Annotated in this window: 22 protein-coding genes and 1 tRNA gene; 10 read left to right on the plus strand and 13 right to left on the minus strand. The window is 69.6% G+C overall.

Annotated elements, in window-relative coordinates:
* Window positions 1–80 precede the first annotated feature (80 nt).
* From O7635_RS02925 to O7635_RS02940, 4 genes are read right to left on the minus strand one after another with little or no spacing between them, the layout of a single operon-like run.
* The gene (locus tag O7635_RS02925; RefSeq protein ID WP_278078845.1) at window positions 81–515 is read right to left on the minus strand and encodes a hypothetical protein; all 435 of its coding nucleotides are present in this window, start codon (window positions 513–515) and stop codon (window positions 81–83) included.
* The gene (locus tag O7635_RS02930) at window positions 490–969 is read right to left on the minus strand and encodes an SRPBCC domain-containing protein (protein WP_278078847.1); all 480 of its coding nucleotides are present in this window, start codon (window positions 967–969) and stop codon (window positions 490–492) included. Before O7635_RS02930 ends, O7635_RS02925 begins: the two co-directional genes overlap by 26 nt.
* The gene (locus O7635_RS02935; RefSeq protein ID WP_278078848.1) at window positions 966–1,304 is read right to left on the minus strand and encodes a metalloregulator ArsR/SmtB family transcription factor; all 339 of its coding nucleotides are present in this window, start codon (window positions 1,302–1,304) and stop codon (window positions 966–968) included. Before O7635_RS02935 ends, O7635_RS02930 begins: the two co-directional genes overlap by 4 nt.
* A 33-nt stretch (window positions 1,305–1,337) precedes the next feature.
* Entirely contained in the window at window positions 1,338–2,003 is a 666-nt protein-coding gene (locus tag O7635_RS02940) for a DUF998 domain-containing protein (RefSeq protein WP_278078849.1), read from the minus strand.
* Window positions 2,004–2,115: 112 nt separating this feature from the next.
* On the opposite strand from O7635_RS02940, the gene O7635_RS02945 reads away from it, so the two are divergent.
* Window positions 2,116–4,437 carry a transglycosylase domain-containing protein gene (locus O7635_RS02945; RefSeq protein WP_278078850.1) on the plus strand — a complete coding sequence of 774 codons (2,322 nt, stop codon included), beginning with the start codon at window positions 2,116–2,118 and terminating at the stop codon, window positions 4,435–4,437.
* An 81-nt stretch (window positions 4,438–4,518) separates the two neighbouring features.
* Here the strand turns inward: O7635_RS02945 and O7635_RS02950 are convergent, their stop codons facing one another.
* The 3 genes from O7635_RS02950 to O7635_RS02960 all read right to left on the minus strand — a co-directional run bounded on the left by O7635_RS02950 (window position 4,519) and on the right by O7635_RS02960 (window position 9,522).
* Window positions 4,519–5,262, minus strand: a complete 744-nt coding sequence (locus O7635_RS02950; RefSeq protein ID WP_278078851.1) for an ABC transporter permease — start codon at window positions 5,260–5,262, stop codon at window positions 4,519–4,521.
* Window positions 5,259–6,194, minus strand: coding sequence for an ATP-binding cassette domain-containing protein (locus tag O7635_RS02955; RefSeq protein ID WP_278078853.1), 936 nt, complete (start codon window positions 6,192–6,194; stop codon window positions 5,259–5,261). Before O7635_RS02955 ends, O7635_RS02950 begins: the two co-directional genes overlap by 4 nt.
* A 250-nt stretch (window positions 6,195–6,444) precedes the next feature.
* The gene (locus O7635_RS02960) at window positions 6,445–9,522 is read right to left on the minus strand and encodes a BTAD domain-containing putative transcriptional regulator (protein WP_278078854.1); all 3,078 of its coding nucleotides are present in this window, start codon (window positions 9,520–9,522) and stop codon (window positions 6,445–6,447) included.
* Between the two features lie 92 nt (window positions 9,523–9,614).
* On the opposite strand from O7635_RS02960, the gene O7635_RS02965 reads away from it, so the two are divergent.
* Window positions 9,615–12,698 carry a BTAD domain-containing putative transcriptional regulator gene (locus tag O7635_RS02965; RefSeq protein ID WP_278078855.1) on the plus strand — a complete coding sequence of 1,028 codons (3,084 nt, stop codon included), beginning with the start codon at window positions 9,615–9,617 and terminating at the stop codon, window positions 12,696–12,698.
* Window positions 12,699–12,740: 42 nt separating this feature from the next.
* Here O7635_RS02965 and O7635_RS02970 read toward each other — a convergent pair whose 3' ends face one another.
* Window positions 12,741–14,054: an FAD-binding oxidoreductase gene (locus O7635_RS02970; protein ID WP_278078856.1), complete on the minus strand. Its 1,314-nt coding sequence runs from the start codon at window positions 14,052–14,054 to the stop codon at window positions 12,741–12,743.
* A gap of 117 nt (window positions 14,055–14,171) precedes the next feature.
* Here O7635_RS02970 and O7635_RS02975 point away from each other — a divergent pair, with 117 nt between their 5' ends.
* Window positions 14,172–15,065 (plus strand): LysR family transcriptional regulator, encoded by an 894-nt coding sequence (locus tag O7635_RS02975; RefSeq protein WP_278078857.1) that lies wholly within the window; start codon window positions 14,172–14,174, stop codon window positions 15,063–15,065.
* Between the two features lie 22 nt (window positions 15,066–15,087).
* On the opposite strand, the gene O7635_RS02980 is transcribed toward O7635_RS02975, so the two are convergent.
* A complete protein-coding gene (locus tag O7635_RS02980) occupies window positions 15,088–15,819 on the minus strand; it encodes a GntR family transcriptional regulator (RefSeq protein ID WP_278078858.1) in 732 nt (243 codons plus the stop codon).
* A gap of 137 nt (window positions 15,820–15,956) precedes the next feature.
* Here O7635_RS02980 and O7635_RS02985 point away from each other — a divergent pair, with 137 nt between their 5' ends.
* On the plus strand, window positions 15,957–17,252 hold the full coding sequence (locus O7635_RS02985) for a glycosyltransferase (RefSeq protein ID WP_278078859.1): 1,296 nt from the start codon (window positions 15,957–15,959) through the stop codon (window positions 17,250–17,252).
* Between the two features lie 213 nt (window positions 17,253–17,465).
* On the opposite strand, the gene O7635_RS02990 is transcribed toward O7635_RS02985, so the two are convergent.
* On the minus strand, window positions 17,466–18,374 hold the full coding sequence (locus tag O7635_RS02990) for a LysR family transcriptional regulator (RefSeq protein WP_278078860.1): 909 nt from the start codon (window positions 18,372–18,374) through the stop codon (window positions 17,466–17,468).
* Window positions 18,375–18,490: 116 nt separating this feature from the next.
* On the opposite strand from O7635_RS02990, the gene O7635_RS02995 reads away from it, so the two are divergent.
* From O7635_RS02995 to O7635_RS03005, 3 genes are all read left to right on the plus strand, one after another.
* Window positions 18,491–18,781, plus strand: a complete 291-nt coding sequence (locus tag O7635_RS02995; protein WP_278078861.1) for a hypothetical protein — start codon at window positions 18,491–18,493, stop codon at window positions 18,779–18,781.
* Window positions 18,782–18,857: 76 nt separating this feature from the next.
* Entirely contained in the window at window positions 18,858–19,316 is a 459-nt protein-coding gene (locus tag O7635_RS03000) for a carboxymuconolactone decarboxylase family protein (protein ID WP_347405258.1), read from the plus strand.
* A 115-nt stretch (window positions 19,317–19,431) separates the two neighbouring features.
* Window positions 19,432–20,427, plus strand: a complete 996-nt coding sequence (locus O7635_RS03005; RefSeq protein WP_278078863.1) for an alpha/beta hydrolase — start codon at window positions 19,432–19,434, stop codon at window positions 20,425–20,427.
* 237 nt (window positions 20,428–20,664) lie between these two features.
* Here the strand turns inward: O7635_RS03005 and O7635_RS03010 are convergent, their stop codons facing one another.
* Window positions 20,665–21,201: a TetR/AcrR family transcriptional regulator gene (locus O7635_RS03010; protein WP_278085354.1), complete on the minus strand. Its 537-nt coding sequence runs from the start codon at window positions 21,199–21,201 to the stop codon at window positions 20,665–20,667.
* A 174-nt stretch (window positions 21,202–21,375) separates the two neighbouring features.
* Between O7635_RS03010 and O7635_RS03015 the strand changes: the two genes are divergently transcribed.
* From O7635_RS03015 to O7635_RS03025, 3 genes are all read left to right on the plus strand, one after another.
* Entirely contained in the window at window positions 21,376–22,002 is a 627-nt protein-coding gene (locus tag O7635_RS03015) for a CatB-related O-acetyltransferase (protein ID WP_278078864.1), read from the plus strand.
* A 26-nt stretch (window positions 22,003–22,028) separates the two neighbouring features.
* Window positions 22,029–22,892, plus strand: a complete 864-nt coding sequence (locus O7635_RS03020) for a virginiamycin B lyase (RefSeq protein WP_278078865.1) — start codon at window positions 22,029–22,031, stop codon at window positions 22,890–22,892.
* Between the two features lie 65 nt (window positions 22,893–22,957).
* Window positions 22,958–24,784: a hypothetical protein gene (locus tag O7635_RS03025; RefSeq protein ID WP_278078866.1), complete on the plus strand. Its 1,827-nt coding sequence runs from the start codon at window positions 22,958–22,960 to the stop codon at window positions 24,782–24,784.
* Between the two features lie 651 nt (window positions 24,785–25,435).
* On the opposite strand, the gene O7635_RS03030 is transcribed toward O7635_RS03025, so the two are convergent.
* Together O7635_RS03030 and O7635_RS03035 are read right to left on the minus strand one after the other, a co-directional pair.
* A complete protein-coding gene (locus O7635_RS03030) occupies window positions 25,436–25,735 on the minus strand; it encodes a hypothetical protein (RefSeq protein ID WP_278078867.1) in 300 nt (99 codons plus the stop codon).
* A 732-nt stretch (window positions 25,736–26,467) separates the two neighbouring features.
* Window positions 26,468–26,540: transfer RNA gene (locus O7635_RS03035), tRNA-Ala, on the minus strand.
* Window positions 26,541–26,601 lie beyond the last annotated feature (61 nt).

Consider the following 26,601-nt stretch of genomic DNA (forward strand, 5'->3'; position numbering starts at 1 on the left):
GTTGTCCTCCTTGGGTTCTCACATCTACCGACGAGACAGCACTGCGAAATCTCAGGCGGACAACATGAACGCACCACGTGCTACTTGATCCGGGTCATGGTCGAGTCGTAGCCGCCGCCGTCCGGGTAGACCCAGGCGCCCGTGCAGCTGTCGCCGCTGGCGTCGAACGTGCCCTTGTAGAAGGCGGGCGATCCCTTCTCGCCGGCCCAGATCGTGAACGTGTCGCCGTCTAGCTCGTACACGTACTCGAGGGTGTTGCCCATGCTGTCGTAGTAGCGGGACTTGATGTCCGCACTCGGCGCCGGCGCACCGAACGGACGGTCGCGGCCGATGATCTCGATGCCGGTCAACGCTTGACCGAACTGGTTCAGCGAGACGTGCTGCTGAAGGAAGAAGCCCCCTTCCATCCACTCGTAGCGCACGGTGCCCTCCGCTCCGCCGGTCACGGCCCACGTGCCCACCAGGCGATCGAGAGCGCGCAACTCGTCGTCAGGCTTCGGTGTTTCGTCGGTCATGTCGTGCCTTCCTGTTTCGTAGGTGGTGTTCGATCCGGTCGAGGGTGCCGACCCAGGCATAGGTCTGGAAGTAGTCGCGGACCTCGGCCTCGGGGAAGCCGCTCTGCACGACGGTCACCAGGGTCTTGCCGTCCCGCGGCGTGAGGCGGATGTCGACGTCGGTGTCGAGGCGCTGGCCGTCCGGCGTGGTCGTGGTCGTCGTCATGGCGAGGCGGTGGGGCGGGTCGACGACCCGGAAGACGTTGGTTTCCCGGTAGAGCTGCTCAGGGCTGTCGCCCCAGGCGGCGACCCAGCGACCGCCGACGCGCGGATCACAGGTCACCTCCACCACCATGTCCGGCGGGTCGTCGGGACCGCGGAACCACTCGCGCATCGCCTCCTGGTCGGTGAAGGCCCCGAAAACCTCCTCCACGGTGGCGTCGATGACCCGTTCGACCTTCAACTCATGACTCATGCCTGCGTGCCTTTTCTCTTCTTCTCCAGGTAGGACTCGATGCCGTCGAGGCGCCGCTCCCACAACCGTCGGTAGAGCTCGATCCACTGCACGGCGTCCTCCAGTCGATTGGGTCCCAGCCGGCAGACCCGCGTGCGCCCGACCTTCTCGGTGGTCACGAGAAGCGCGTCCTCGAGGACCTGGATGTGCTTCTTGACGCCGGTCAGGGTGAAGCCGGTCGGTTCCGCGAGGGCGGTGATCGAGGCGGGTCCGGCGCCGAGCCGGGTGAGGATGTCGCGACGCGTCACGTCAGCGAGGGCGGAGAAGGTGCGGTCGAGGACCTCTTGCTGAACCATGCGGTTCATCTTGCCCGGCGGTCGGTCGAACGGTCAGGCCGGTCCGCGACTGAGCAGCCGGAACTGCACGACGGACGGCCACAGCCACAACAGTGATCCACCGATCAACATCAACCTGAAATCGGCCACGGCGAACGCGGCCGAGCTCAGCGCCAGGTAGACCGTGGCCGTTCCCAGGCTGTAAGCCAACCAACCCCGTTCACGGAGACGGGCGAACCGGCGCGCGAACACGACGCACGCCACCGTCAGGGCCATGCCCGCCACCGCCGGCGCGAACGAATGCAGAATGCCCTGCCACGACGCGTCGGCCGGCGCGGCCACGCCCGGCGGGAACCCGTCGGCCGGATCCGCCCGAAACAGACCGCCCCAGATCAACGCACTGCCGAATGCGCCGAACAGAATCGGCCCCCACCGCCCGGCGGGACTCGACCCGAGGACCCGGCGAACTCCGGCCGCGCCCGCGATCGCCAGCAGACCGGACAGGACGAAGTTGCCGACCTGGATCCAGCCGAGCTCCCCGAGGCTCAGCAGGCTCAACGGATGCACGGCGGGATCGAAACCCGCCCGCGTCAGCGATTGAGTGAGCACCAGCCCGACGAAGAGCGGCCCCGCCAGCGCCCCGCACACCAGCATGGCCCTGGTGCGACCGGCGATGACGCTCGCCTCAGCGCTGCCGGACCCGGCGGACACGGCCGTCATCCCGTTCTCCTGACTTCTCGACGTTACTGAACTTGTTGGTTCACTATAAGCACGACGCGAGTCCACCCGTCAAGGCCGATTGTGGGTGGTCGTGAGCGGGTACCGCTGTGCGATGTCCCAGATGCCGAGCGACGCGGTCGCGGCGGGCTCCGGCCGACCGGCCAACGCCCCGGGCAAGCGCTCGCGCCGCAAGACGTGGCTGGTCAGCGGCCTGGCCGTGTTACTCATCATGTGCGGTGGCGGGGCGGCGATCGGCGCGTACTACGTCGACACCGTGCCGCCGCCCGACGAGTTGGTGCTGCCGGAGTCGACGACGGTCTACTACGCCGACGGGAAGACGCCGATGGCGAAGCTGGGCACCGAGAATCGCACGATCCTGCCGTACGAGCAGATCAACGACGCGGTCAAGCAGGCCATTGTGGCGGCCGAGGATCGGACGTTCTGGACGAACGAGGGCATCGACTTCCGCGGTGTGCTGCGCGCCGCGTGGAACAACGTCACCGGCGGTGATCGGCAGGGCGCCTCGACGATCACCCAGCAGTACGCCCGGATCGCCGCCGATCTGCGCGGCGTCACCTACTCCCGCAAGCTGCGCGAGGCCGTCATGGCCTGGAAACTGGACGACAACCACAGCAAGGACGAGATACTCGGCTTCTATCTCAACACCGTGCCGTTCGGCCGCGGGGCGTACGGCATCGAGGCGGCGGCGCAGACGTTCTTCGGCAAGACGGCCCGCAAGGACGCGCCCCGCGAGAGCCAGCTGACCCAGTCGGAGGCCGCTGTGCTGGCCGCGATGGTCAAGCAGCCGGAGGCGAACCCGGACGACCCCGAGGGCCAGCCGGGCTACGACCCGAAGCGCAACGACAAGGCTCGCCAGAACTCGATCGAGCGGTGGCGATACATCCGTGACGGGATGGTCGCGCTGGGCTATCTGTCCGCGGCCGAGGGCGCGGATCTCGCCTACCCGGACACCGTCCGTGACTACGATCCCCGGGCCGGTCAGTCCGGCCTCGACCGGCCGGCCGGGCTCGTCGTCAACCACGTGCTGAGCGAGCTGCGCGGCACCGAGCCGTTCAAGGACCGCCCGTTCGACTACGTCCGCAACGGCGGCTTCCGGATCGTGACGACGGTCGACAAGCGCGCACAGGACGCGGCCGAGGCCGCCGCGAACATCCACGGCGACAAGGCGCCGGACGTCGTGCGGGGACAACCCAGGAACTGGCAGTCCGCCCTGGTGGCCGTGGAGCCCGGCAGCGGCCGGGTGCTCGCGTACTACGGCGGCGACGACGGGCTCGGCGCCGACTACGCGGGCTGGTACCTCGACGACGAGGGCCAGGCCGCGGGGTTCGGGCAGCACCCACCGGGCTCGTCGTTCAAGGTGTACGACCTCGCGGAGGCGCTGCGGAACGGCATCTCGCCGAAGCAGCGCTTCGACTCCCCCGCGACCCAGGAGTTCCCGAAGAGCGGCCGCACCCGCGACAGCGCGGCCGGTCCGATCCGCAACTCCGGCAGTGCGGCCTGCCAGCCGCAGTGCGCGCTGTGGGAGGCGACCGTCGCGTCGTTGAACACCACGTACTTCGGGCTCACCGAGCAGCTCGGCGTGCCCGCCGTCATCGACATGGCGCGCAAGGCCGGCGTCGAGTCGATGTGGGCCAACGAGCAGGGCAAGCCCGAGCCCGTGCGGGTCGACCTGCGCGAGACGTCAGGCCAGGAAGCCGCATCGCGGTTCTCCACCGAGGTCGGCATCGGCCAGTACGGCATCACCGTGCAGGACCACGCCAACGGCATGGCGACGTTCGCGGCCGGCGGCAAGCGCGCGAACGCACACTTCGTCCGGTCGGTGTCCAAAGGGGACGACGAGCTCTACCAGGAGCAGTTGACGCAAACGGACGTGGGACTCAGCCCGGAGCAGGCCAAGCAGCTCAACTGGACGCTGCGCCGGGTCGAGGCCGCGAAGGTGCCGGACTGGGACGCGGCAGGCAAGACCGGCACGTGGCAGGCCGGCAAGAGCACCACGCAGAACCTGCACGCCTGGATGGTCGGCTACACCGGCGCGATGGCCGCGGCCGTCTGGCTCGGCACCACGGACGGCAAGCCGCTGCGCACCAAGGACGGCAGCTACGACGTGTACGGCGCGAGCCATCCGGGACGGATCTGGCAGCAGTTCATGACCGAGGCGGCAAAGGCGATGGACCTCGACCCGGACGACCACCGGTTCGCGCAGCCGGCGTTCCCGCAGGAAACGCCGTCCGCGGCCCCCACGGCGGAAACGCCGGCGCCGTCGACCGGCAGTCCCGAGCCGACCGACACACCGCAACCGACGCCGTCGACCGAGCCGACGCCCACGCCCGCACCGACCAAGCCACCGAAGCCGACCCCCACCACCCGCCCGTCCAACCCGGTCACGCCGCCCCCACCACGAGAAGCGGCATGATCCAGACCTTGGCGAAGACAGCGCCGCCCTGGGCGACGTTCGCCCAGGGCGGCACGCGGTCGGCAGCCGTTGGCGTGGCCGTCAGGCCCGCTTCGTGAAGGTCGAGCGTGCCCAGGCGTAGCCGACGACCGCGATGGCCACGCACCAGATCAGGGCGGGGATCACGTCCCCGGCTGCCGGTACGCCGTTGAGAAGTCCGCGCACGGTCTCGATGATCGGCGTAAAAGGCTGGTATTCGGCGAACTGCCGCAGGCCGGGTCCCATCTTCTCGGCGGGAACGATGGCGCTGCTGAAGAACGGCAACATGACCAGCGGTACGGTGGCCAGGCCCGCGGTCTCCGGGGACTTGGCCGAGAGCCCCAGCGCGACGGTGAACCATCCGGCCGCGACGGCGAGCAGCACGACGATTCCCGCGATGGCGAGCCAGTCGCGCAGGCCGGCGGTCGGGCTGAAGCCGAGCAGGAACGCGACGCCGACGAGGGCGGCGATGGCGATCAGGTTGGTCAACACACTGGCGACGACGTGGCCGGTGAGCACCGCGCCGCGGGACACGTCCATGACCTTGAACCGGTTGATGATGCCCTTGGTCATGTCGGCGTTGACGGACGTCGCGACCGATCCGAGGCCGTAGCAGACGGCCAGCAGCATCAGCCCCGGCGTGGCGTAGTCGATGTAGTCGACGCCGACGGCGAAAGCGTCGCCGAACATGTACACGAACATCAGCATGATCACGATCGGCATCAGGACCGCGTTGAACACCGAGGTGGGGTTGCGGGCTATGTGCTTGGCGTTGCGGCGCAGCATCACCAGCGCGTGGGACTTCATGGTGCGACCACCTCTGCGGTGTGGCCCGTGAGGGCGAGGAAGACGTCGTCGAGGTCGGGGGTGTGCACCGACAGTTCGTCGGCTTCGAGGGAGTACTCGTCGAGCCGATCCAGCAGGGCCCGCAGCGACTTGGTCCCGCCGTCGCCCGGTACCCGCAGCGTCAGGGCGTCGTCGTCGCGGGTGGCTTCGGGTAGGGCCTGCGCGGCGGCGGCGAGCTCCACGGCGGTGGTGAACCGCAACCGCACGTGGGTGCCGGGGATCTGGCGCTTGAGCTCGTCGGGTGTGCCCTGGGCGACCAGGCGGCCCTGGTCGAGCACCGCGATCCGGTCGGCGAGCTGGTCGGCCTCCTCCAGGTACTGCGTGGTGAGGAAGACGGTGACGCCGTCGGAGACCAGCCCGCGCACGATCGACCACATGGTGTGCCGGCTGCGCGGGTCCAGTCCGGTGGTCGGCTCGTCCAGGAAGATGATCTGCGGGTTGCCGACGAGGGTCATCGCCAGGTCGAGTTTGCGGCGCATGCCGCCGGAGTAGGTCGAGGCGGCCTTGTCCGCCGATCCGGTGAGCTCGAACCGTTCCAGCAGCTCGGTGACGACGCGCTCGCCGTGGCGCACGCTGCTGAGGTCGACCATCAGCCGCAGGTTCTCGCGGCCGGTCAGCAGCTCGTCGACGGCGGCGAACTGGCCGGTGACGCCGATCGCGGCACGCACCAGCCTGGCCTCGGTCGCGACGTCGTGGCCGGCGACGCGGACTGTCCCGCCGTCGGCCTTCATCAGGGTGGTCAGCACGTTGACGGTGGTGGTCTTGCCCGCCCCGTTCGGGCCGAGCAGCGAGAACACCGTGCCCGCCGGGATCTCGAAGTCGATCCCGTCGAGCACGACCTTGTCCTTGTACGCCTTGCGTAGCCCGGAGACCGCGACCGCGGGCGTCGTCACGCGGTCACCTCCGCCGCGGCTGTGGAGAGCTTCAGTTCGTCCTGCCCGGACAGGGAGATGGGCATGGTGCTGTGCTCCTTGCGAGTCGTGATCGTCGGTCCGCGCCGTGGCGCGGACGCCGGGGCGGTCTGCCGCCTCGATGGCTCGAACGATCGCGCCTAGCGCTGTCGCCAGATCGTCGCGGGGCTGTCGCGGCGCTGTCACCGGCGCCGACACGGCCGCTCGCGGCAGGCCTAGCTGGTGCGATCAGTCACGGGGCGGCCAGGGCCGCGATCCGTTCCAGCGCGTCCTGCCTCGGCAGGGCTGCTCCCCGGCGGTAGATCTCGCGGTAGCCGGCGGCACCGAGGGTTCGGCCGAGCTCGATCCTCAGCCGGGCCACGAATTTGTCGGTATCTTGTGATCGTCCGCGGATGGCCTCGCTCATGCCGAGCGTCTCGGCCGCGCGCTCCGGTTCGCCTTCCAGCATCAGCAACCGGGCCACGCACTCCGCGTGGACCGCGATGGTAGCGCTGTTACCGAAGGTGAAGGTGCCGCGCAGCGCCCTGGGCAGCTGTTCGCGTGCCCCAGCCACCGCCCCTTCCGCGAGCCGGTTGTAGAGTCTGCCGGCTGCCAGCAGGTCGCGGCGTAGTTCGTCGGGAAAGGGCAGGCGGTGCAGCAGTGTTTCGAGCTGATCCAGCGCACGGTCAGCCGCTTCCAAGTCACCCAGCTGGGCGAAGACGTAGGCGAGGTTGTACAGCATCTCGGCCTCCATCCGGCGCTGACCGCGAAGCCGTGCCTGGCGCATCGAGGCGACGACGTCGTCACGAGCCCCTTCGAGGTCACCACTCCGGGCCCGCGTACGGGCGACCGCGGACCTGGTGTGGAAGACGAGTTCCTCGGTGTTCAGCTCGGCGCTGATCACCGCGGCGCGTTCGAAGACGGCGATCGCCTCGGCGAACTCACCGCGCGTGGCATGGTCGCGGCCGATCGCGAGCAGGCACAGGATGATCCCCCACCGGTCGCCGACCTCTTCGAAGCCACGCAACGCCTCATGCCGGGAGTGTGTCCCGGTCGCCAGATCGCCCCGTTCGGTGAGGACGAAGTCATGCGCCCACAATGCGCTGGCGCGGATCCAGGGATCAGGCGAGCGGTATTTCTCCTCCGGTGGTGCCTGGCTCACCAGGTGCACCATCCGCAGCAGCGGTAGCGCCGGGTGGAAGCCCAGGGTCTTGTCCTTGTCCACGAGGCGTACGGCGGTGAAGGCCGCACGCGCGTCCTCGGGCACGGCATCCCCTAGGTCGAGGACGGCATCGAGATAGGTCGAGAACTGGGTGGTCATGCCACGGATACCCCAGTACCAGAGCAACGCGCGAACGAAGCGGGCGGCCGTGGGGGCGTCTGACGCGGCCAGCGCGGTCCGCAGCGCGCGGACCAGGTTGTGGTGCTCGGAGTCGAGCTGCGCGATCGCCTCCAGCTGGGCTCTGGTGCGCAGCAGCGGTTCCTGCTCCTCGGCCAGCGCCAGATAGTAGGCGGAGAAGCGGTCGGCGATCCCGGCTTCGAGCCGTGCGGCCGCGAAGGCGCGGACGCTTTCCAGCATCCGGTAGCGCTGCCCGCTGTGCTGCACGATGGACTTCTCGATCAGCGAGCTGAGAACGTAGAGCACCTCCTCGGCTGGCAGCGTCTCGTCGGTGCAGATCGCTTCCAGGGCGGCGAGCGTCGCCCCACCGGGAAATACCGACAGTCGGCTCGCGAGCGTCCGCTCCGCCGCATCGAGCAGTTCCCAGCTCCACTCCAGGGTCGCGAGCAGGGTCCGCTGGCGGGGCAGGGCGATGCGGCTGCCGGAGGTCAGCAACCGGAACCGGTCGTCGAGCCGCTCGGCGACCTGCTCCACGCTCATCGCGCGAAGCCTGGCCGCGGCCAGTTCCAGGGCGAGCGGCAGGCCGTCGAGCCGCCGGCAGATCTCCACGACCGCGGTGACCGTGGTCTCGTCAAGGACGAAGTCGTCCCGTGCGTAGGCGGCCCGGTCGGTGAACAGCCGAACGGCAGGTGAAGCCAGCGCCTCGACCGCGTTCGCGCCCAGCGCCGGCACGGCCAGCGGCTGCAGCCGCAGCAGCGCCTCCCCGTCGACGGCGACCGGCTCCCGGCTCGTGGTGATGATCCGCAGGTGAGGCAGCCGTTGCAGGAGCGTGCCCGCCAGTTCAGCCACGGCACCGATCAGATGCTCACAGTTATCGAGAATGAGCATGGCGTCATCGACGTCCAGCAGCTCGACCAGGCGATCGACCGGACCAGACTGCTGGCTCTGCACGCTGCCGTAGAAGCGGCCGAAAGCGGAGCTCAGCGTGCCGAGCACCGAATCCGCGAGGTCCTGTGGCCGGGCCACCTCGGCGAGCGGGACGAACCAGCACGGCCCGTGACGGTCTGCCGCCGCGGCGTCGGCCATCTCCACGGCGAGACGGGTCTTGCCCGAGCCGCCCGGCCCCACGATCGACACCAGCCGCGAGCCGGTCACCAGCCGGCCGAGCTGCGCCAACTCGGCATCCCGGCCGACGAAACCGGTCAGCCATGCCGGCAACCGCCGGGATGCCGATGCGATGTGCGCGACCGGGCGCTCGAACTCGCCACGGAGCAACGCCAGGTGAGCCCGCCGCAGCGACGGCGACGGGTCCACGCCGAGTTCCTCAGCGAGCGCGTGCCGGGCGGCCTCGAACACCGCGAGTGCATCGGACTGGCGGCCGGCCGCCCCCAGGGCCCGCATGCGCAGCTCCGCCAGCCGCTCACTCAACGGGTGCGCGGCCGCCGCCGACTGAAGACCGGCCAGGACCTCCGCGTACCTCCCGAGGCGCAGCTCCGCGTCGAACCGATCCTCTTCAGCAGCGGCCCGCAGCTCGTCGAGCCTGACGACCGCCTTCCGAGCGAACGGCGCCTCGCGCACATCGGTCAGTGCGCCGCCGCGCCACAGGCTCAGGCCCTCGCTCAGGAGCGCAGACGCCTCTCGACAGCGCCCGGCGGCCAGCTCGCGGCGGCCCTGTCCGGCCAGCCCCTCGAAGCGATGCACGTCGACGTCGCCGGCCGGCACCGGCAAGCGGTAACCACCGGGCGTCAACTCGACCGTGGCCGGTGTCCCCAAAGCCCTGCGGAGGCGGGCGACGAGACTGTGCAGCGCGCCGGCCGCATCCACCCGCGCTTCCTCACCCCACAGGTCGCTGATCAACGCTTCTGCCGGAACTGGATGCCCCGCGTCCAGGGCGAGGCGGGCCAACAGCATCCGCAGCCGGGCGCCGCTCAGCTCGATCGGCGTCCCGTCCACGGCGAAGGCCTGCACCGAACCGAGAAGAGCCACCCGCACCCGACGAGCTTGCCACAGAGATCAGGCCGGCACCTGGTCAGCGATCATGACAGCGGCGGTCCGTTGCCCCGATCATGTGGCAGGCTTCGCGGGTGCGATCAGCGCTGCTCGGACCGGTTCAGGCGCTCTCTGCGGACGGGACGCCCGTCGAGCTGAGCGGCGTCCGGTTACGGATGCTGCTGGCCCGGCTCGCGCTGGAAGCGGGCCGCCCGGTCTCGGCGGAGACGCTGATCAGCGACCTGTGGGGTGAACAGGCGCCGGCCGACACCAACGCCGCACTCCACAGCCTGGTTGCCCGCCTACGCCGAGCCCTGGGGGCCGCGTGCATGATCGAGCTGGTACCCGGCGGGTACCGGCTGCCCCTGGCGACCCATGAGGTCGACGCACACCGCTTCGAGGAGCTGGCCGAGCAGGGTCGCCGCGAGCTGGCCGCCGGCCGCTGTCGTGAGGCGTCTGCGCTGCTGAGCGAAGGTCTGGCGCTGTGGCGCGGAGACGCGCTGTCCGACGTTCTCGACGCCCCGTTCGCCGCGAGGTTCGCGCTCCGGCTCCACGAGCTGAGGGCCAGGGCCGAGGAGGACCGCTTCGAGGCGGAGCTGCGCCTGGGCCGGCACGTCGAGATCTTGGCCGCCCTCGGGACGGCGAGCGCGGCTCATCCGCTGAACGAGCGCCTGGCCCAGCTGCGCATGCGGGCGCTGGCGACGGCCGGCCGCCAGTCCGACGCGCTGGCGGCGTACGACGCGACCCGCAGGGCGCTCGCGGAGGAGCTGGGGGTTGACCCCTCCCCGCAACTCCAACAGGCCCAGCTGGCCCTGCTGCGAGGCGAGTTCGAGCGCTCGATCGCGCAGCCGGCGTCCGCCGCACACCAACTGCCCGCCAGACTGACCAGCTTCGTCGGCCGCGAGGTCGAACTGGCCCAGCTAGCGCGGCTGACGTCGGCGTCGCGCCTGGTCACGGTCGTCGGGCCAGGCGGGTCAGGCAAGACCCGGCTCGCCCTGGAGCTGTGCGACGCCGCCCTGGCAGACGGCCACGGCCCGCGCCGGTTCGTGCCCCTGGCGGACGTGACCCGCCCGCAGGACCTGGCCGAGTCGATGCTGAGCACGCTGAGCTCGGCCCACGGCCGCCTGTACGCCGACGGGCGCAACCAGCACACCGGTCCGGTCGATCGCCTCGCCGAGCTGCTGGACCTCGACGACGTCCTGCTGATCCTGGACAACTGCGAGCACTTGATCGAGGCCGTGGCCGAGCTGGCCGGCGCTCTGCTCGCACGCCTGCCCAATCTGCGGATCCTGGCCACCGCCAGGGAACCGCTGGCCATCGACGGCGAGGCGCTGTTCCGGCTGCAGCCGCTGCCGGTGCCCGCGGCAGGCTCGAATACGACCGAGGCGGCCGCCGTACCCGCGGTGCACCTGTTCGTCGACCGGGCCACCAGGGCACGCGGAGATTTCGCCCTGGACGAGACCACGGTCGCCGCGGTGGTGGAGATCTGTAGACGGCTCGACGGCCTGCCGCTGGCGCTGGAGCTGGCCGCAGCCAGGCTGCGCGCGATGAGCGTGGAACAGATCGCCCAGCGGCTCGATGACCGGTTCCGATTGCTGACCTCAGGCAGCCGTACCGCGCTGCCTCGCCAGCGGACCCTGCTCGCGACCGTGGAATGGAGCTGGGACCTGCTGGACGAGGCCGAGCAGAACCTCGCCGGCCGGCTGTCGGCGTTCCCGGGCGGCGCGACTCTCGCCGCGTTGGAAAGGATCTGCGCCGACGAGACGCTGCCGGCCGGGGACGTGCTCTACGTCGTCAGCTCGCTGGTCGAGAAGTCCATCGTGCAGCACACCGGGCAGCACTACCGGATGCTGGAGAGCATCCGCGCCTTCGCAGCCGCGCGGCTGCCACAGCAGAGCGCGGGGCTCACCGGACGCTTCTGCGACTACTACCTGGCGCTGGCCGAGGAACAGGAACCCCTGCTGCGCACCCGACACCAGCTGGACGCCATCGCCATCCTCGACGCCGAACAACACAACCTGGTCCATGCGCTGCGCGCCGCGTTGAGCGCATCGGCGGCAGCCACCGCCGCGCGATTCGTCCGCGCGCTGCTCTGGTACTGGGGCGTCCGAGGCCTGAGTGACCAGTTCGCTACCTATCTCGACGCGGTGCTCAGCCTGGGCGACGCGGTGCCCGAGCCGGAACGCGGAGCCTTGAGCGCCGTCCGCCTCGGCAGGAGCGGAGGCGTCGACCTGCACACCATGGGCCGGCACCCCGCCGCGCCGCTGCTGCGCATGGCGCAACTGGTCGGTCAGGACCAGCATTCGCCCGACCCGTGGAAGCGGGCCAGTGCGCTGTGGGCCCACGACTTCGTCCTCAACGAGCAGGGCGACCTGCACACCGGCACCGCGGCGCGCCACGAGGCGTTGCGCTTGTTCGAACAGGTGGGCGACCGGTGGGGCCTGGTGATGTGCCTGCTGCCGATCGGGCGTGATCATGCCTTGCGTGGCGACTACCCCGAAGCGATAGCGCTTTTCGAAAGAGCAGCTGCCGTCAGCGCCGAGCTGGGCACCGACGAGCACATCTACTTCAGCAAGGACGTGCTGGCCAGGTGCCGGGCCCGCAGCGGCGACCTCGAGGGCGCGCGTGACGACATTCTGGCTGCCAGTCGCCAGGCACGACAGCAAGGTCAACGTCGGCTCGAAGCCAGGTTCCTCTGCTCTCTGGCGTCCCACTACAGCCACCTGGGTGACATCGACAGCGCCGACCGGGAGCTGGACCGGCTGGAAACCCTCGTGCACCACCTGCCGTATCCGCGGGAACTGGCGCTCGACGTGGTGGCCGATTACCGGATGTTCAACCGCCTGGTCGAAGGGGCGGCGGACTCCGCCCGAGCGCTGCTGCCCCGAACTCTGCGCGCCGGCTTCCAGTGCGGCAGCAGCTTCGACCTCGCCCGGCACGCCCAGTATCTGGCGCGGCTGCTGATGTTGGAAGGTGACCTGGAAGGCGCGGCCGAAGCGCTGGGCATGAGCGAAGCCATCCGCGGAACAACATTCGAGGTCGACCCCTACGTGAAAGACCTCGTAGTGCTCCTCGCCGAGTCCCTCGGACAAGAACGCTACGGCCAGGCCTACCAGGGTGGGTCGGCCATGCCGCGGCAGGCTGCGCTGGACCGCCTTGCCCTGCTCGCCGCGCAGTGACCCGCACGGAGCTAGGTCGTCGCGACGGATCCCTGCTCCGCGTCAGCTCCCTGCGCTCGTCACCGGGAAGTTGGCGCGGAACATGTGGTGTGGGTCGTGGCGTCGTTTGACGTCGCGCAGGCGCTCGACCACCTCCGCGGAGAAGGCGTCGGTGATGGCCTCGCCAGGGTTGAGGAAGGTGAACGGCTTGCGACCGCTGGTGGGTAGCGCGGCGGCGAGGGCGCGCTGTTTCGCGGCGACGGCTCGGGCGCGCGCCGCGTCTGTGGGCAACCCGAACAAGTACATGGCGTACGGCTCCGTGAGTGTCCCGTGTGGACTATCCGACGGGCGGGCCAGCGCGCCGCCGAGGTGCCGCAGCTGCACGCTCAGCAATGGTTCGATGGGCTGCTCCAACAGCGTCCTGGCGGTGACGTCGTCCAGCGTGGTCAAGAGCTCGCCCCGGGACAGGCCGGCGCTCGGTTCGGTGGGTTCCGCGGTGATGGACCCGAGCTCCGCGACCGACATGAGCCGCACGCTGTCCGACAACGGCCGCGGTAGGCGATCCAGCGGTTCCAGGAGCTCGCGGGCCTCCTTCGCGTCACCGAGATAAGTGACGTCCAGGGCCACCATCGGCGCGGCACCGGGGAAATGCAGCAGGTCCAGCCAGAGGGTCAGGGCGTCCGGCGCCGTGGCCGTGATGTCGCGGAAGCCGTCGAGGACCGCCGGCGCGTGCTCGGCGGGCCACAGCACTCGTCCCCCGTACAGGCTCGGCGCGGGGTGCAGGGTGAGCTCCAGGGCGGTGACGATGGCGAAACTGCCACCGCCGCCCCGCAGTGCCCAGAACAGGTCGGGCTCGGTGTCCGCGGTGACGTGTCGTTCGCGACCATCGGCGTCCACGATGTCGAACGCGGTCACGTTGTCGGCGACCCAGCCGTGCGTACGCCCGAACCAGCTCAGTCCGCCGCCGAGCGCGACGCCGGCGACGCTGACCACCGGAGAGCTGCCCGGCATCCCGGTCAGACCGTGCGCCGCGGCGGCGGCTTGGAGCCGGCCGGACGACACACCGGCGCCGACGCGGGCCCGGCGCGTCACCGGGTCGACCACGAGGGCGTCCAGGCGCCTGGTACGGAGCAGGATCGTGCCCGCGGTGCGGCCGGTGGCGCCGTGCCCGTTGGCCTGGGTGGCGATGCTCAGCCCGGCCGCGCCGGCGTGCCGGACGATCGCAGCGACGTCGGCCGCGTCGGCGGCCTCGAGTACGGCGTCCGCCGGCTGCTCGATGGCGAGGTTCCACGGGCGGCGCGCCGCGTCGAAGCCCGGCTCGCCGGGGAGCCAGACCTGGCCTCGGACGATGGAGCGCAACTGGTGCAAGGCATTCATTGTGATCCTTCTGTGCAGGTAAGTCGGCTGTCTTCACCCTCCGACGGGTCAGCTCGATGATCAATGCCGACATATGCAAGGATCGTGAAGCTAGGATTAACGATCCGGAGGACGGGCATGCTGGAGCGGCACGAGCTGGAGGCGTTCCTCGCTGTCGCCGAGGAACTGCACTTCGGCCGCGCCGCCGCACGACTACGGGTCTCCACCGCCCGCGTCAGCCAGACGATCCGCAAGCTGGAGCGGCAGGTCGGCGTCGCGTTGTTCCACCGGACGAGCCGCCGGGTCGAGCTGTCCGAGGTCGGGCGCGCGCTCTACGAAGACCTCCGGCCGGCCCATGATCAGATCGTCGCCGCGCTCGACCGAGCGATCGAGGCCGGCCGAGGCTTCACCGGCGTCCTACGGGTCTGCTTCACCGGCGCCGCCGGTGGCCAGCTGTTGGTCCGCGCCAGCCAGGCGTTCCGGCTGGACCACCCCGAGTGCCAGGTCCAGATCCGCGAAGCGCAGATAGGCGAGCTCATGCCCTGGCTGCGTGGAGGCGACGTCGACCTCGCCTTGGCCACCTTCCCCGTTGCGGAGCCCGGCGTCGTCACCGGCCCGGTCCTGGTGTCCGAGTCCCGGCTCCTGGCCGTGCCGGTCGAACACCCCTTCGCCCGTCGCGACGCTGTCTCGGTCGAAGACCTGGCCACGGTCACCGTGCTGCAACTGCCCGACACGCTGCCGCGATCCCTACTCGCGGACCGTACTCCACACACGACCCCGGCCGGACGTCCCATCAGAGCCGGACAGTCCGCCGCGACGTTCCAGGAGATCCTCGCCCTCGTCGGCGACGGACAGGGCGTCTTCCCCGTCGGCGCCAACGCCAGGCGCTACTACCCACGCCCCGACGTCGCCTACGTGCACCTACACGACGCGCCACCCCTACAGTGGGGCCTCCTCTGGCGCGCGGCCGACGCCAACGCCCGCGTCCACGCCTTCGCCGAAGCTGCCTACGTCGTCGCCTCGACGCCTTGACGCCGCCGGGCCCTCTCGGCGACTACTGACGGCCGTCTGGGTGGTCGATGGTCAGGCCGGCTGGACCGGCAGTTGTCCGCGACAGGTGGAACAGGTCGCGTGCCGCTCGGCCACTTTCCTTGATCAAGCGCGGTAGGTACTGGGCGATCTCTTCGGGCTGCCGGCCAACGATGTGTTGGTTCCAGCTGATGATGAGCTGCTGCACCTGCTCCGGGACGTCGCGGTCCTTGAGCAGGGCGACCCACAGGCGTGACATCTGGTCCGAGAGCTGGTCGAACGCTGACCGCAACCAGCGGTTGCCGCTCGCGATGGCCAGGGTCTGAAAGACACGCCTCGACATTTCGGAGAAGCGCAGGACCGCTTCCAGCGAATACGCACTGTCGGTGGCGGGCAGGGACCAATCGGTCAGCAGCCGGGCAAGCTCTCGAGCCTCGACGTCGGACATGCGCTCCAAGCCCAGGCGGACAAGCTCAGGGCCGATGAGATCCCACGCCTCGACCAGCTCCGCCACGTCCTGGGCCTCGAGGGGGCTCACCACGTAACCGGCCCGGGGCAGCGTGATGACGAGTCCCTCGCGGTCCAGACGCGCGAGCGCCCGACGAATCGGCGTGAGCCCGAACGGAGTCGAGCCAGCCAGTCCCCGCTCGGTGAGCGGCGATCCCGGCGGGAGGTCGCAGGCCACGATACGGGCGCGCAGGGCGGCGTATGCCTGCTCCGTGAGCGAAGCCTCCCTTGCCGCACGCGGGTCGGTCACAAGACGAAACCGTAGCCCGACCACCCTCCGATCCCCGGTGACGTCGCCCACTCTTCCCGAACCGAACTTGACCGATCCTGGTCGCGACGGACATGCTCGCTCTGAAATTTCAGCCAGGTCAGAAGGCAGACAGCAGGATGAAGGCATTCGTGCTCGCGTTCGGGACGCGTGGCGACGTACAGCCGTTCGTCGCCCTTGGCCGCGCGCTGGTTGACGCCGGCCACGAGGTGCTGGTGGCCGGGCCGGCGTGTTACGCGCCGCTCGCCGCTGCCCTGACCGTGCCCTACGCGCCCCTCGACGACCGGTGGAACCGGCTCACCGACGAGCCACACATCCAAGAGGCACTCGCGACGAACTACCGCGGGCTAAAGGCGAAACGGACAGCCGTCGAGGTCGTACGCCGGACCCGGCAGTACATCGCCGCCGCGCTCGACGACATCACGGCAGCCGTACCCGCCCAAACCGATGTCGTCGTGCACCACACGCTGCTCCCCGGCCAGCACCTCGCCGAGGCCCTCGGCGTCCCCTCGGTCCCAGTGGCGCTGCAGCCGAACTGGGTGCCGACCGGTGCCTTTCCGTGTCCGATGTGGACACCGGCGTGGCTGCCCAGATCTTTCAACCGTTTGAGCTACCGGCCGGCCGCCCTCGTACCCCAGATGCTCCTGGGAGCGGTAGGTAAGCACTGGCGTGCACGACTCGGGCTGAGGTCCCGGCGCGGGTCCGGCGACCCGTTCCGCCGTCCCGACGGAGGCCCCGCCTCCGTACTGCAGGCGTTCAGTCGCCACGTCCTGCCGGAGCCGGCTGACTGGCCCGGATACGCGCCCGTCACGGGATATTGGACGCTCGCCGACGAGGACCGGGGCCCGTCGGCCGCCCTGGCCGGGTTCGTCGACAGCGGACCACCGCCGGTCTACGTCGGCTTCGGCAGCATGCGAGGCCTGAACCCCGAGTCGATCGGCGAGATGGTCCAGCAGATGGTCGACGCGACCGGGCTGCGAGCCGTCGTCGCAGCCGGCTCCGGCGGGATCGCGATGAACGGCGCGAACACCGACTCGGTCCACGTCGTCGACGAAGCTCCGCACGACTGGCTTTTCCCCCGCACCGCCGCGGTCATCCACCACGGCGGGGCAGGAACGACAGCTGCCGCGCTGCTCGCCGGACGCCCACAGGTGATCTGCCCCTTCACGGGCGACCAGCCGTTCTGGTCGCAGCGGATGCACGCCATCGGGGTTGCCACCGAACCCGTCCCACAGCGCCGGATCACCGCCGAACGCCTCGTCGACGCGGTCGAAGCGACGAGATCCGACACCACCATGCCGCGCCGGGCCGCCGAAGTTGGCGAGCTCGTGCGCTCCGAAGGCGGAACACAGCGGGCAGTCGAACTCCTGCTCGAGATCTGCGCCGCCAGGTCCTCGCGGAGCGCTGTCGAGTAGGCCGGCACTCGATTGCGCCAGAACGCAGTCGACCGCCGAAACGGCTGTCAAGGAACGGCCAGCACAGCAGAGAGGTGCAAGCCGACGCGCCGGCTCGAGAGAGGCGCGCCAACGGAACGCGACGCTCATCGTCGTGGGCATCCCGTCAACGATGCGGCGGTGACGCCAGGCGGCGGGATCCGCCGTGTGCGATGTAGACCGGCAGGGCGTTGGTTACCGGCGTTGCCCATCCGGTGCCTGGGCGCCTGTGGCGTGCTCGGCGGCCACCACCATGGCGCGGATCAGTGGGGTTTCGGCGGTGGTGCGCCACACGAGTGCCCACCGACATGGTTCGGCATCGCGGACGGGAACATAGGTGATGTTCGGCCAGGGATAGAAGCGGGCGGCTTCGCTGGCGACGACGGTGACGGCTTGACCCGCGGCGATGACACTGAGTTCTTCATGCCAACCGGAGACTTTCGGGCCTCGCCGGATGGGGCGCCCGGACGGCGTGTGGAACGGGTTGAACGTCTGCTCCATCGAGGCGGGCACGTCGGTGCCGGTAAGCACGACGCAGTCACCGAGGTCCTCGAGGCAGACTGTGTCGCGCCCGGCGAGCGGGTGGCTCGCGTTGACCATCAGCATCAGCGGCGAGCTGTGGGTGACCGGGCCGACGCTGATTTCCGGCTCGTGGACCGGCAACCAGACCAGTGCGATGTCGATCTCGCCGGAGCGCAGGGCATGCAGGGGCGCGGTCGGCTGGATTTCCTGATAGCGCAGGCGAGCGGCCGGGTGACGACTCTGGAACTGCTCGACGACGTGGCTGATCATCGTGGGTTGGGGGCCCATGGCGCCGAGCGTGAGCGTGCCCGAGATGCCGGTTGCGGCGGCGGACACCGTGTCGAATCCCTCGATGATCTGCCGATAGCCGCCGCTGACCTCGCGGTGCAGCTGTTCGCCGAGCGGGCTCAGCCGCACCGCTCGGGTGGTGCGTTCGAACAGAACACCGCCGATGCGGCGTTCCTGCTTGGCGATCGACTGACTGACCCGGGCAGGTGAGATACGGAGCCGCTCAGCGGTCCGCGCGAAGTGCAACTCCTCGGCGAGCGTCAAGAAGATCTCGATGTCCCGAAGCTCGATCACCGCGTAATTATATGGATTTCGCTTACGAATCAGCCGACAGGGTCGTCGTTGATCTTACTCGGACTTCACCGGAGTCTGGTGCCAGCACTTCACCGAGGTAGTTCGAAGGGAAGATCATGACTGCGGTTCGTGTCCACCATTACGCCGTCGAGGCGGCCAAGCTGGAGCAGTTACTGTCCAGTCGCGCGCAGGTCATCGCCGGCATTCGCGCCAACTTTCCGGGTCTGGTCGAGGCTCGGCTCACCCGGCTCGACGACGGCACCTACCAGGACGTGTGGCGCTGGGAGACCGGTGAGCAGTTGGCCGCGGCGGTGGCAGCGTCGGCGAACTTCCCGCCCGTCGCGGCGACGATGGCGCTCACCCACGACAGCACCGTCCAGAACGGCGAGATCGTCGACGAGTGCTAGTCGCCCCGTAGCCGCGCCGCCGGCGAGCTCGGTTCATCCAAGCAGCCGAGGCAACACGACAGTAGGAGCACAAGTGATGCAAGCAAGAATGGCCAATCCCGCGTTCGTCGTTCCCGACGCGATCGCGGCACTGCAGTCGCTCGGGAAGGCCACGAGCGCGGGTGGGGTCGCACCCCGCACCTTGGAGCTGGTCCACCTACGAGCCAGCCAGATCAACGGATGCAGCGTGTGCGTCCACATGCACGCCCGTGACCTGAGAAAGGCGGGAGACAGCGAGGAGCGTATCGCCACAGTCGCGGCGTGGCGCGACACGCCGTACTTCACCGACGCCGAACGCGCGGCTCTGGCGCTCACCGAGGCGGTCACCCGGCTGGCCGACCGAGCTGACGCCGTGCCCGACGAAATCTGGGACGAAGCCGCCAGACATTTCGGTGAGCAGGAGCTCGCCAGCCTCGTCATGTCCATCGCGGTGGTCAACCTCTGGAACCGACTCAACCTGGCTACCGCACAGGTGGCAGGCCAGATCCCCGGCTGATCCCGCTATGCCGCCGGCTACCGCGCCATGGCCGCAGCCGTAGACCTCGCCGAGCGGTAACCCACGGACGGGCCCGGTGGCGGCCCTGTCACTCCGAACAGAGGAAGGATCCCTCGTGCTCATCAACCGCAGACGAGCGCTCGCCGGCATCGGCGCGGCAGCGCTGGTCACCACGACGACGACACTCGCCACCACGGCAACTCCGGATGCGGCCTCGGCTGGCCGTGTGCCGGTGCCCGACGATGCCGAGCTGGCTCGATCGCTGCCGGGCAGGTTCCGCAGTCACCACACCTCCGTCAACGGGACTCGGTTGCACTACGTCGCTGGTGGTGCCGGTGAGCCACTGTTTCTGCTGCCCGGCTGGCCCGCGACGTGGTGGAGCTACCGCAAGATCATGCCGGCGCTCGCCCGACGGTTCCGTGTCGTCGTGCCGGACCTGCGCGGCATGGGAGGCTCCGCCAAGCCGCACAACGGCTTCGACAAACGGACGATGGCCCGGGACGTGTACGAACTGGCGTGCCGGCTCGGCTATCGCAGCGTCAACATCGCCGGGCACGACATCGGTGCGATGGTGGCGTTCAGCTTCGCCGCCAACCACAGGGCCGCCACGAGACGGGTCGCGCTGCTGGACGTGTTGCATCCGGACCGGTCGTTCTACGAGTGGCGCCTGCTTCAGCCGGCGGGTGGTGACACCAACATGTGGTGGATGGCGTTCAACCAGGTCGACGGCCTGCCTGAGCAGCTGATCGCGGGACGGGCACGGCACCTCATCGATTGGCACTACGGCATCGGCCTGGTGGACCAGTCCAACGTCTCCGAACGGGACCGCGCTGTCTTCGCGAACGCCTACGACAGCGTGGACGCTATCCGGGCCAGCAACGGCTGGTACAAGGCATTCCACCAGGACATCGCCGACATGGAAACCTACGCCAAGGTCTCGGCTCCGCTGCTGGGCCTGGCGGCTCCCGCCACCGTCCCATGGTTTGAGGGTGCGTTGCCGTTCGTGGCCGCGGACGTGCGAGGAGTCGTCGCCGTCGACAACACTCTGCACTGGCTCGCCGACGAGGCACCAGAAGTCGTCGGTCGCGCCCTGATCGACTTCTTCGGCTAACCCGCGCCGTACTCGTTCTGGACGCCTCCATCGTCGGGGTCTTCGGGACGGTCGCCGGCTGGCACCGTGGCTGCCGCCCGAAGCGCGCTCATCCCCACCCACACCGCCTCACCCAGGACCACGGAGGCAGCACGCGAGCCTGCTCGAAACGGCCGTGCCGGCTCCCAGTCGACGCGTCGGTACGGCCTGTCGGACCGTGCGCCGGCGGGCGTCCGCCGAGCCGCCGACGGCGTCGTTCTATCGGTCCATGAAGGCACCTGCGCGTGCCGCAATGGCTGTGTCGCGGGCCACGAGTTCGGGAAGGCCCGGGTCTGTCGGCGCCCGCAGGAGTACCAGCTCGTGGTACAGCGGGGCGGTTGCGGCGATGAGGAGCCGGCGCGCGTCGACGCCTGCCGGTATCTCCCCGCGTTCGACGGCTCGCCGCACAATGTCGGCGCAACGGTCGTATCGGTCGGCCCAGAAGCCTTGCAGAGCCTCGGCGGCCTGGGCCGATCGGGACGCGGCGCCGATCAGCGCGACGGTCACCGGGTCGCCGGTCAGTGCGGCATATACCTCCTGGTTGACCGCGGCCAGATCGCCGACGAGGGAGCCTGTGTCGGGTGGACGCCAGGTGTCGACGGTCGCCTCGCCGAGGACGTCGGCCAACAGGCCACCGACATCGCGCCAGCGTCGATACACCGTCGTGCGATGCACGTGCGCGAGATCGGCCACCACGTCGATGCTCAAAGAGTCGTAGCCGTGCTGCACCAACTGCGCGAGCGTCGCGTCGAGCACACGGCGACGAACCTCCGCGCTGCGTCCGCCGGGCCGGCGGGCACGGCCGGTCACCGGCTCGTCGGGGACGCCGGTTGTCGGTCGCGGTGAGGCCATGTCACGATGCTATCGCTACAAATGTAGTTTTAACGAGCGAGGACTTCGTTGACACCTGACCCCACGACCCTCCATCCGATGGCGGGGCACCCACGCGTGGTGTTCCTCAAGACGCTGGTCACCTCGCCAAAGATCACCATCGGGGATTACACGTACTACGACGACCCGGAGGATGCGACCGGCTTCGAACGGAACAACGTGCTCTACGCCTACGGGCCGGAACAGTTGATCATCGGCAAGTTCTGCGCGATAGCGGCCGGAACCCGGTTCCTGATGGCCGGCGGCGACCACCCGATCATGGGCCCGTCCACGTTCCCGTTCACCATCTTCGGCGGCGAATGGGCCGAGCGGACCCTCGATGTCGTGAGCACCATGCCCAGCCGGGGCGACACCGTCGCCGGCAACGACGTGTGGTTCGGCCACCGGGCCACTGTCATGCCGGGGTTACGCATCGGTGATGGGGCGATCATCGCGGCGGGCGCAGTGGTCGTCGCCGACGTCCCGGCCTACACGATTGTGGGCGGGAATCCGGCACGACCGATCCGGCAGCGCTTCAGCGACCAGGACATAGATCGGCTGCACCGGGCCGCATGGTGGGACTGGCCTGCTGACCTGATCACCCAGCACTGCCGCACCCTCATGGCCGGCACACCGGCCGAGATCGAACACATCGCCATCGAGAACGGACTGGAACGAGCCCTGTGACATCCGCATTCATTCATGAACACCCAGTGACCGACGCCAGCTGCGGTCTGTACGCCGTCACCGCGGGCCCGGACGGCGCCTTGTGGTTCACGCTCGCCCACAGCGGCCAACTCGGTCGACTGGTACCCGGCGAAAAACCCACCACGTATCAACTCGACCCGTCCGGGCAGCCCACAATCATCGTCGCCGGCCCTGACGGTGCGCTGTGGTTCACCGAATCCCGGGGGCACCGGATCGGCAGGATCACCACCGCCGGCGAGATCACCCGATTTCCCGTACTGAGCCGCGATGGCGGACCGTACGGCATTGCCCCTGGGCCCGACGGGGCGCTGTGGTTCACCGAGATGAACGCTGGTCGCATCGGCCGGATCACGACCGGCGGCGAGATCACCGAATTACCGCTCCCGGTCTCCGGCGCCTACCCGGTGGCCATCACCGCCGGCGCCGACGGCGGCATGTGGTTCACGATGAACCAGGCGAACGCGATCGGTCGGATCGGCATGGACGGCGCTGTCACCACGTACCCGCTACCGGTCGAAGCCGCCGCTCCCGTGGGTATCACGGCCGGCCCCGACGGCGCCGTCTGGTTCGTCGAGATCGCCGCCGGCCAGATCGGACGGATCACCTCCGGCGGCGCGATAGACGAGTACCCGCTGCCGGACCGCGCCGGCCGGCCCCACGCCATCACCGCCGGCGCTAGCGGGGACTTGTGGTTCACCGAGTGGGGAGGTAACCGGGTCGGCTCCATCACCACGGACGGGAAGATCGAACTCCATGACCTGCCCACCCCACATTCCGAACCGCACGGCATCACTCTCGGACCCGACGGCGCCCTATGGGTGGCCCAGGAAATCGGCACCTTGGCCCGCATCGCCAATCCCGGTCGCTGACAGCGATCCCGCGCCAACGTGCAGGGACCCGCGACACGAACCGACCATGCGACACTGGCCGGCACATGTCCGAGTCGTGGAAGCCGTGGCTGATCCGGCGCGCCAGCCCGGCCGAGCCGCCGCGCCAGGTGTCGCACGACCTCGTCGAGGTGGCCGGCGCCGTCGTCTACGTCATCCTGTGGGAAACCCGCCACGGGCCGGTCCTCTACCACAGCAAGCTCTCCGACCAGCCCTTGGTACGTGACACCGACCTCGTTCGGGCTCTGTGCACCCGGCTGCTGGCCGAGGAACGCCGGCCGGACGCGGTGCTGATCGCACCCGTCCCACTCTTCCTCGACACCCTGGCCGCCGAGTCCGACGCCGGCCCTTACGTCGTCCTGTACCCCGCGCGCTTCGCGGACGGACACCGCCGCTCCGGCCGCCGTCATCTCGCCGGGCGCATCGGCCAAGCGTTGGGGGCCGATCTGCCGATCTGGGTCAGCGGCACCAACACCCTCGCGACGGCGCGCCGGGCACTCGACCATCCGGGCCGGACCGTACAAGTGCCGGACGACACCATCGGGCACAAGCTCCGGCAGGCCGTAGAGGTGGGGCTTCCGGAGGCGTACCCGTTGGCCTGGGCCGCGTTGGCCGCACAGCACGCCACCGACCTCGACAAAATCCGCGCCGGCCTGGCGCGCATACCCGACCGCGGGCGCGGCTGGTACCTCGCGGCGCGCCCCCGCCCACCGGAGCTGCCCTCGCCGCTGCGCGAGATGCTCGCCGCCGCGGCGCCGCCCACCGATCGGGGAGAGGCGGCCGCCCGCGAGGTCATCGGCCTGCAAGCGGCCGCGGACGACTTGGACCGCGACGACCCGCGCATCGAGATCTACACCAGCGCAGCCGAAAGGCTGTCGCACCTGATGTTCCAGGACGTGACTGCCGAGATCATCGCTCGCGGGCCTCGCTCGTCGCACTTGGACCGGGCCCGGGCAGCCCGGCCGATCCCGGCGACCGCGACCTGGGCCGGCCCGGTGGTGGCGACGTGGTTGACGACGCTGACGCCGGTGCCCGACCTGACGCCGGTGCTGCGGCTGCACCGCATCGCCAAGCTGCTGAAGTACACCCGCACCGGCGAGGACCCGACAGGGCCGCCGTGGCGCAGCGCCCGTCCGGGCGAGGTCGTCGAGGCCTACCGGGACGGGACCGGCCGCTATGTGCTGGTGCTGCGGGACGGCCCGGACGGCATCCCGTGGATGTGCGCCGAGTGGCACCGCGACCCCACGGTGGCGGCGACCTGGACCGACGAGACGGTGCTGGCCGCGGACCGCCCGTCCGGCCCGCTGCTCGCGATCACCCCGGATGACACCGGCGGCGTACGCGTCGATCCGTTCCCGGCCGCCCTGACCGACGGCGGCCCGCTGCGCTTCGAGCCCGGCGACCCGCACGTGCTGCGGTTGCTCCTGCCGCTGGCCCTCGATCCCGACGACGCCGCGTTCGCGACCAGACGGTTCGTCCTCGACACCATCACCGAGCATCCCGGCATGACATTGTGGCCGGCCCTGACCGCTCCCGGCGACGCGCTGAGGCTGCGCTGGGACACCGTGCGGGCGGCGGCGTCAGCGGACGTGTCACTCGCCCGCCGATTGCTGGCCCCCGAAGCACCGAAGCTCTACCGCTACTACGCCATCCTGAACACCGAGACGACGCCGCTCGACGAGCTGTGGCAGGTGGTCCGGCAGTCGGCCACGCCCGAGGGCTGGGAGATCGACGAGCACATAGGCCCCGACGGCGCATGGACCCACTCGAACATCCTCGCCGAGATCAACCGAGCCAACCGCGACGACGAGTACCGCCGCCTGTCCCCCGACGAGATCCACGACTGCATCACCATCATCCGCGCACGCCGCTGACGCACGGCTACCGCGTTGCCCTCTGCTGAACGCGCTGCCACCGGCCGCCATCACTGCATACGCGAACCGCGCCCATACACCGTGGGTCCGGCGATCGCCCGGAATCAATGCGACACAAACGGGTTGCCAGATCCCGTCCGCGCTCTCTGCGGACAAGATCTGGCGACCGACATCGTCGGCGGGCAGCGACGCGGGAAGCAAGAGCGGGTGGTTGAGTCCTCGGCGGGCGTCGGCCTGTGGCGCGCCGCGCCCAGCTGCGCTCCACGGCACACGTGCCCGCTGAATGACGATCACACCCGAATCCATGGCCCAGTGGCGAACGCCGCGCTAGCCCATATCCGCTCATGACGCGATCCGGCCGCTACCCAAAGTTATCCGGCGTCGCCCCGGCGGCGGTTGCTCCGCTCCGGGCCCCCGTTCGCGGATGGTGCGTGGTGGCACTGGTTGCCAGGACGCACTGCATCGCGAAGGCAGAAGAGCGGTGGCAACAAGGTCTTTGTGGGCTGGTGCTGGCGAAGAACTCCTCGCAGATCCCGAGAATGGTCGGCAGCAGATCAGAGCCGCACTGCGATGCCGGCAGGCAGCAGGAGGCATTCGTGTTCGTGACAGCTGACCACGATCGGAGGTTGCGCCATCAGCAGCGGGCCGCGCTCAGTCACCGGAGATCCAGAGATATCCGCGTGCCCGGGTCGCCTCCTCGATGAACGCCCCCAGCGCCTGCACGTCGACCGCGAGCTCCGGTCTGCGGCTCGCGATCTCGTCCAGCTCCGCAGTCAACTGCGGCAGCTGGATCAGGTTGATCATGGTGTCGCCGTAGGAATCGATCCTCGACACCAGGTGCTGCCGCTCCCGGTCACTCGCCGCAACCAGGCGTTGCAGCGAGGAGCCCGCTTCCGCGCCGGCATAGCGTCGCTCGTGTACCTGGTTCTCGATATACACATCGAACCCCACCGCGGCGCCTCCTTCACGAAATGGCCGGCCCCCGGCATTGCACATCCCGGCCCGCCAACCTTACGGTCGTCGACGCTCGGGCCCTGCAGGGAATCGGGTACATCGTTCGCACGCCGCCCCACCTGTCCTGGACCACCACGTCACAACTCGTGAACTGTGCGCCGATGTCGTTCGACGGCCGGCCGACCGGCTCGTCGGCCTTCGCCTCACGCTCGTAGTGCCAGCCTCAGTCCTGGCGGCCGGTCGCAAAATCGTTAGCAACGCCCCGGATTTGAGGACGCCCCCTTCGACCCGATCGAGTAACGGGAACTCGCGCAGGTTCGAATCCTCGGTGCCGAGGCAGGCGCCCCCCGCACGCGACTCGACTCGTTCTAAACGTGCAGTTCATCGGCCGGTTGTCGACCGAGCGGCGCCGCTGGTTGTCGAGGGCAGGATTCGAACCTGGGCACCCGTCGCCCCTGATTGCCAATGCGCGGGTTCCGACCAGATCGCCGTGGCGGCGTCGGGGCGTTTGCCGCACCGAATTCGCCCCCGCCGGGTCGTGAACGGAGGCCACGACGCCGAGCCGGCGAGGTCAGACCCAACGGCAACGTTGGGTCTGACCTCGCATACCGCGAACAGCGCCCACCGCACCGTGGGGTCCGGGGGTCGCCCCCGGAATAGGAATGCGACACAAATGGGTCGCCAGATCCCGTCCGCGCTCTCTGCGGACAAGATCTGGCGACCCATTTGTGGAGCCGAGGGGACTCGAACCCCTGACCCCCACACTGCCAGTGTGGTGCGCTACCAGCTGCGCCACGGCCCCGAATCGCACCCGGTGTCCCGGGCACTCGCGCAATATTACACATGCCCCATGCCGGGGTCAT

Origin of the sequence: Asanoa sp. WMMD1127, assembly GCF_029626225.1 — a bacterium.
Classification (GTDB): domain Bacteria; phylum Actinomycetota; class Actinomycetes; order Mycobacteriales; family Micromonosporaceae; genus Asanoa.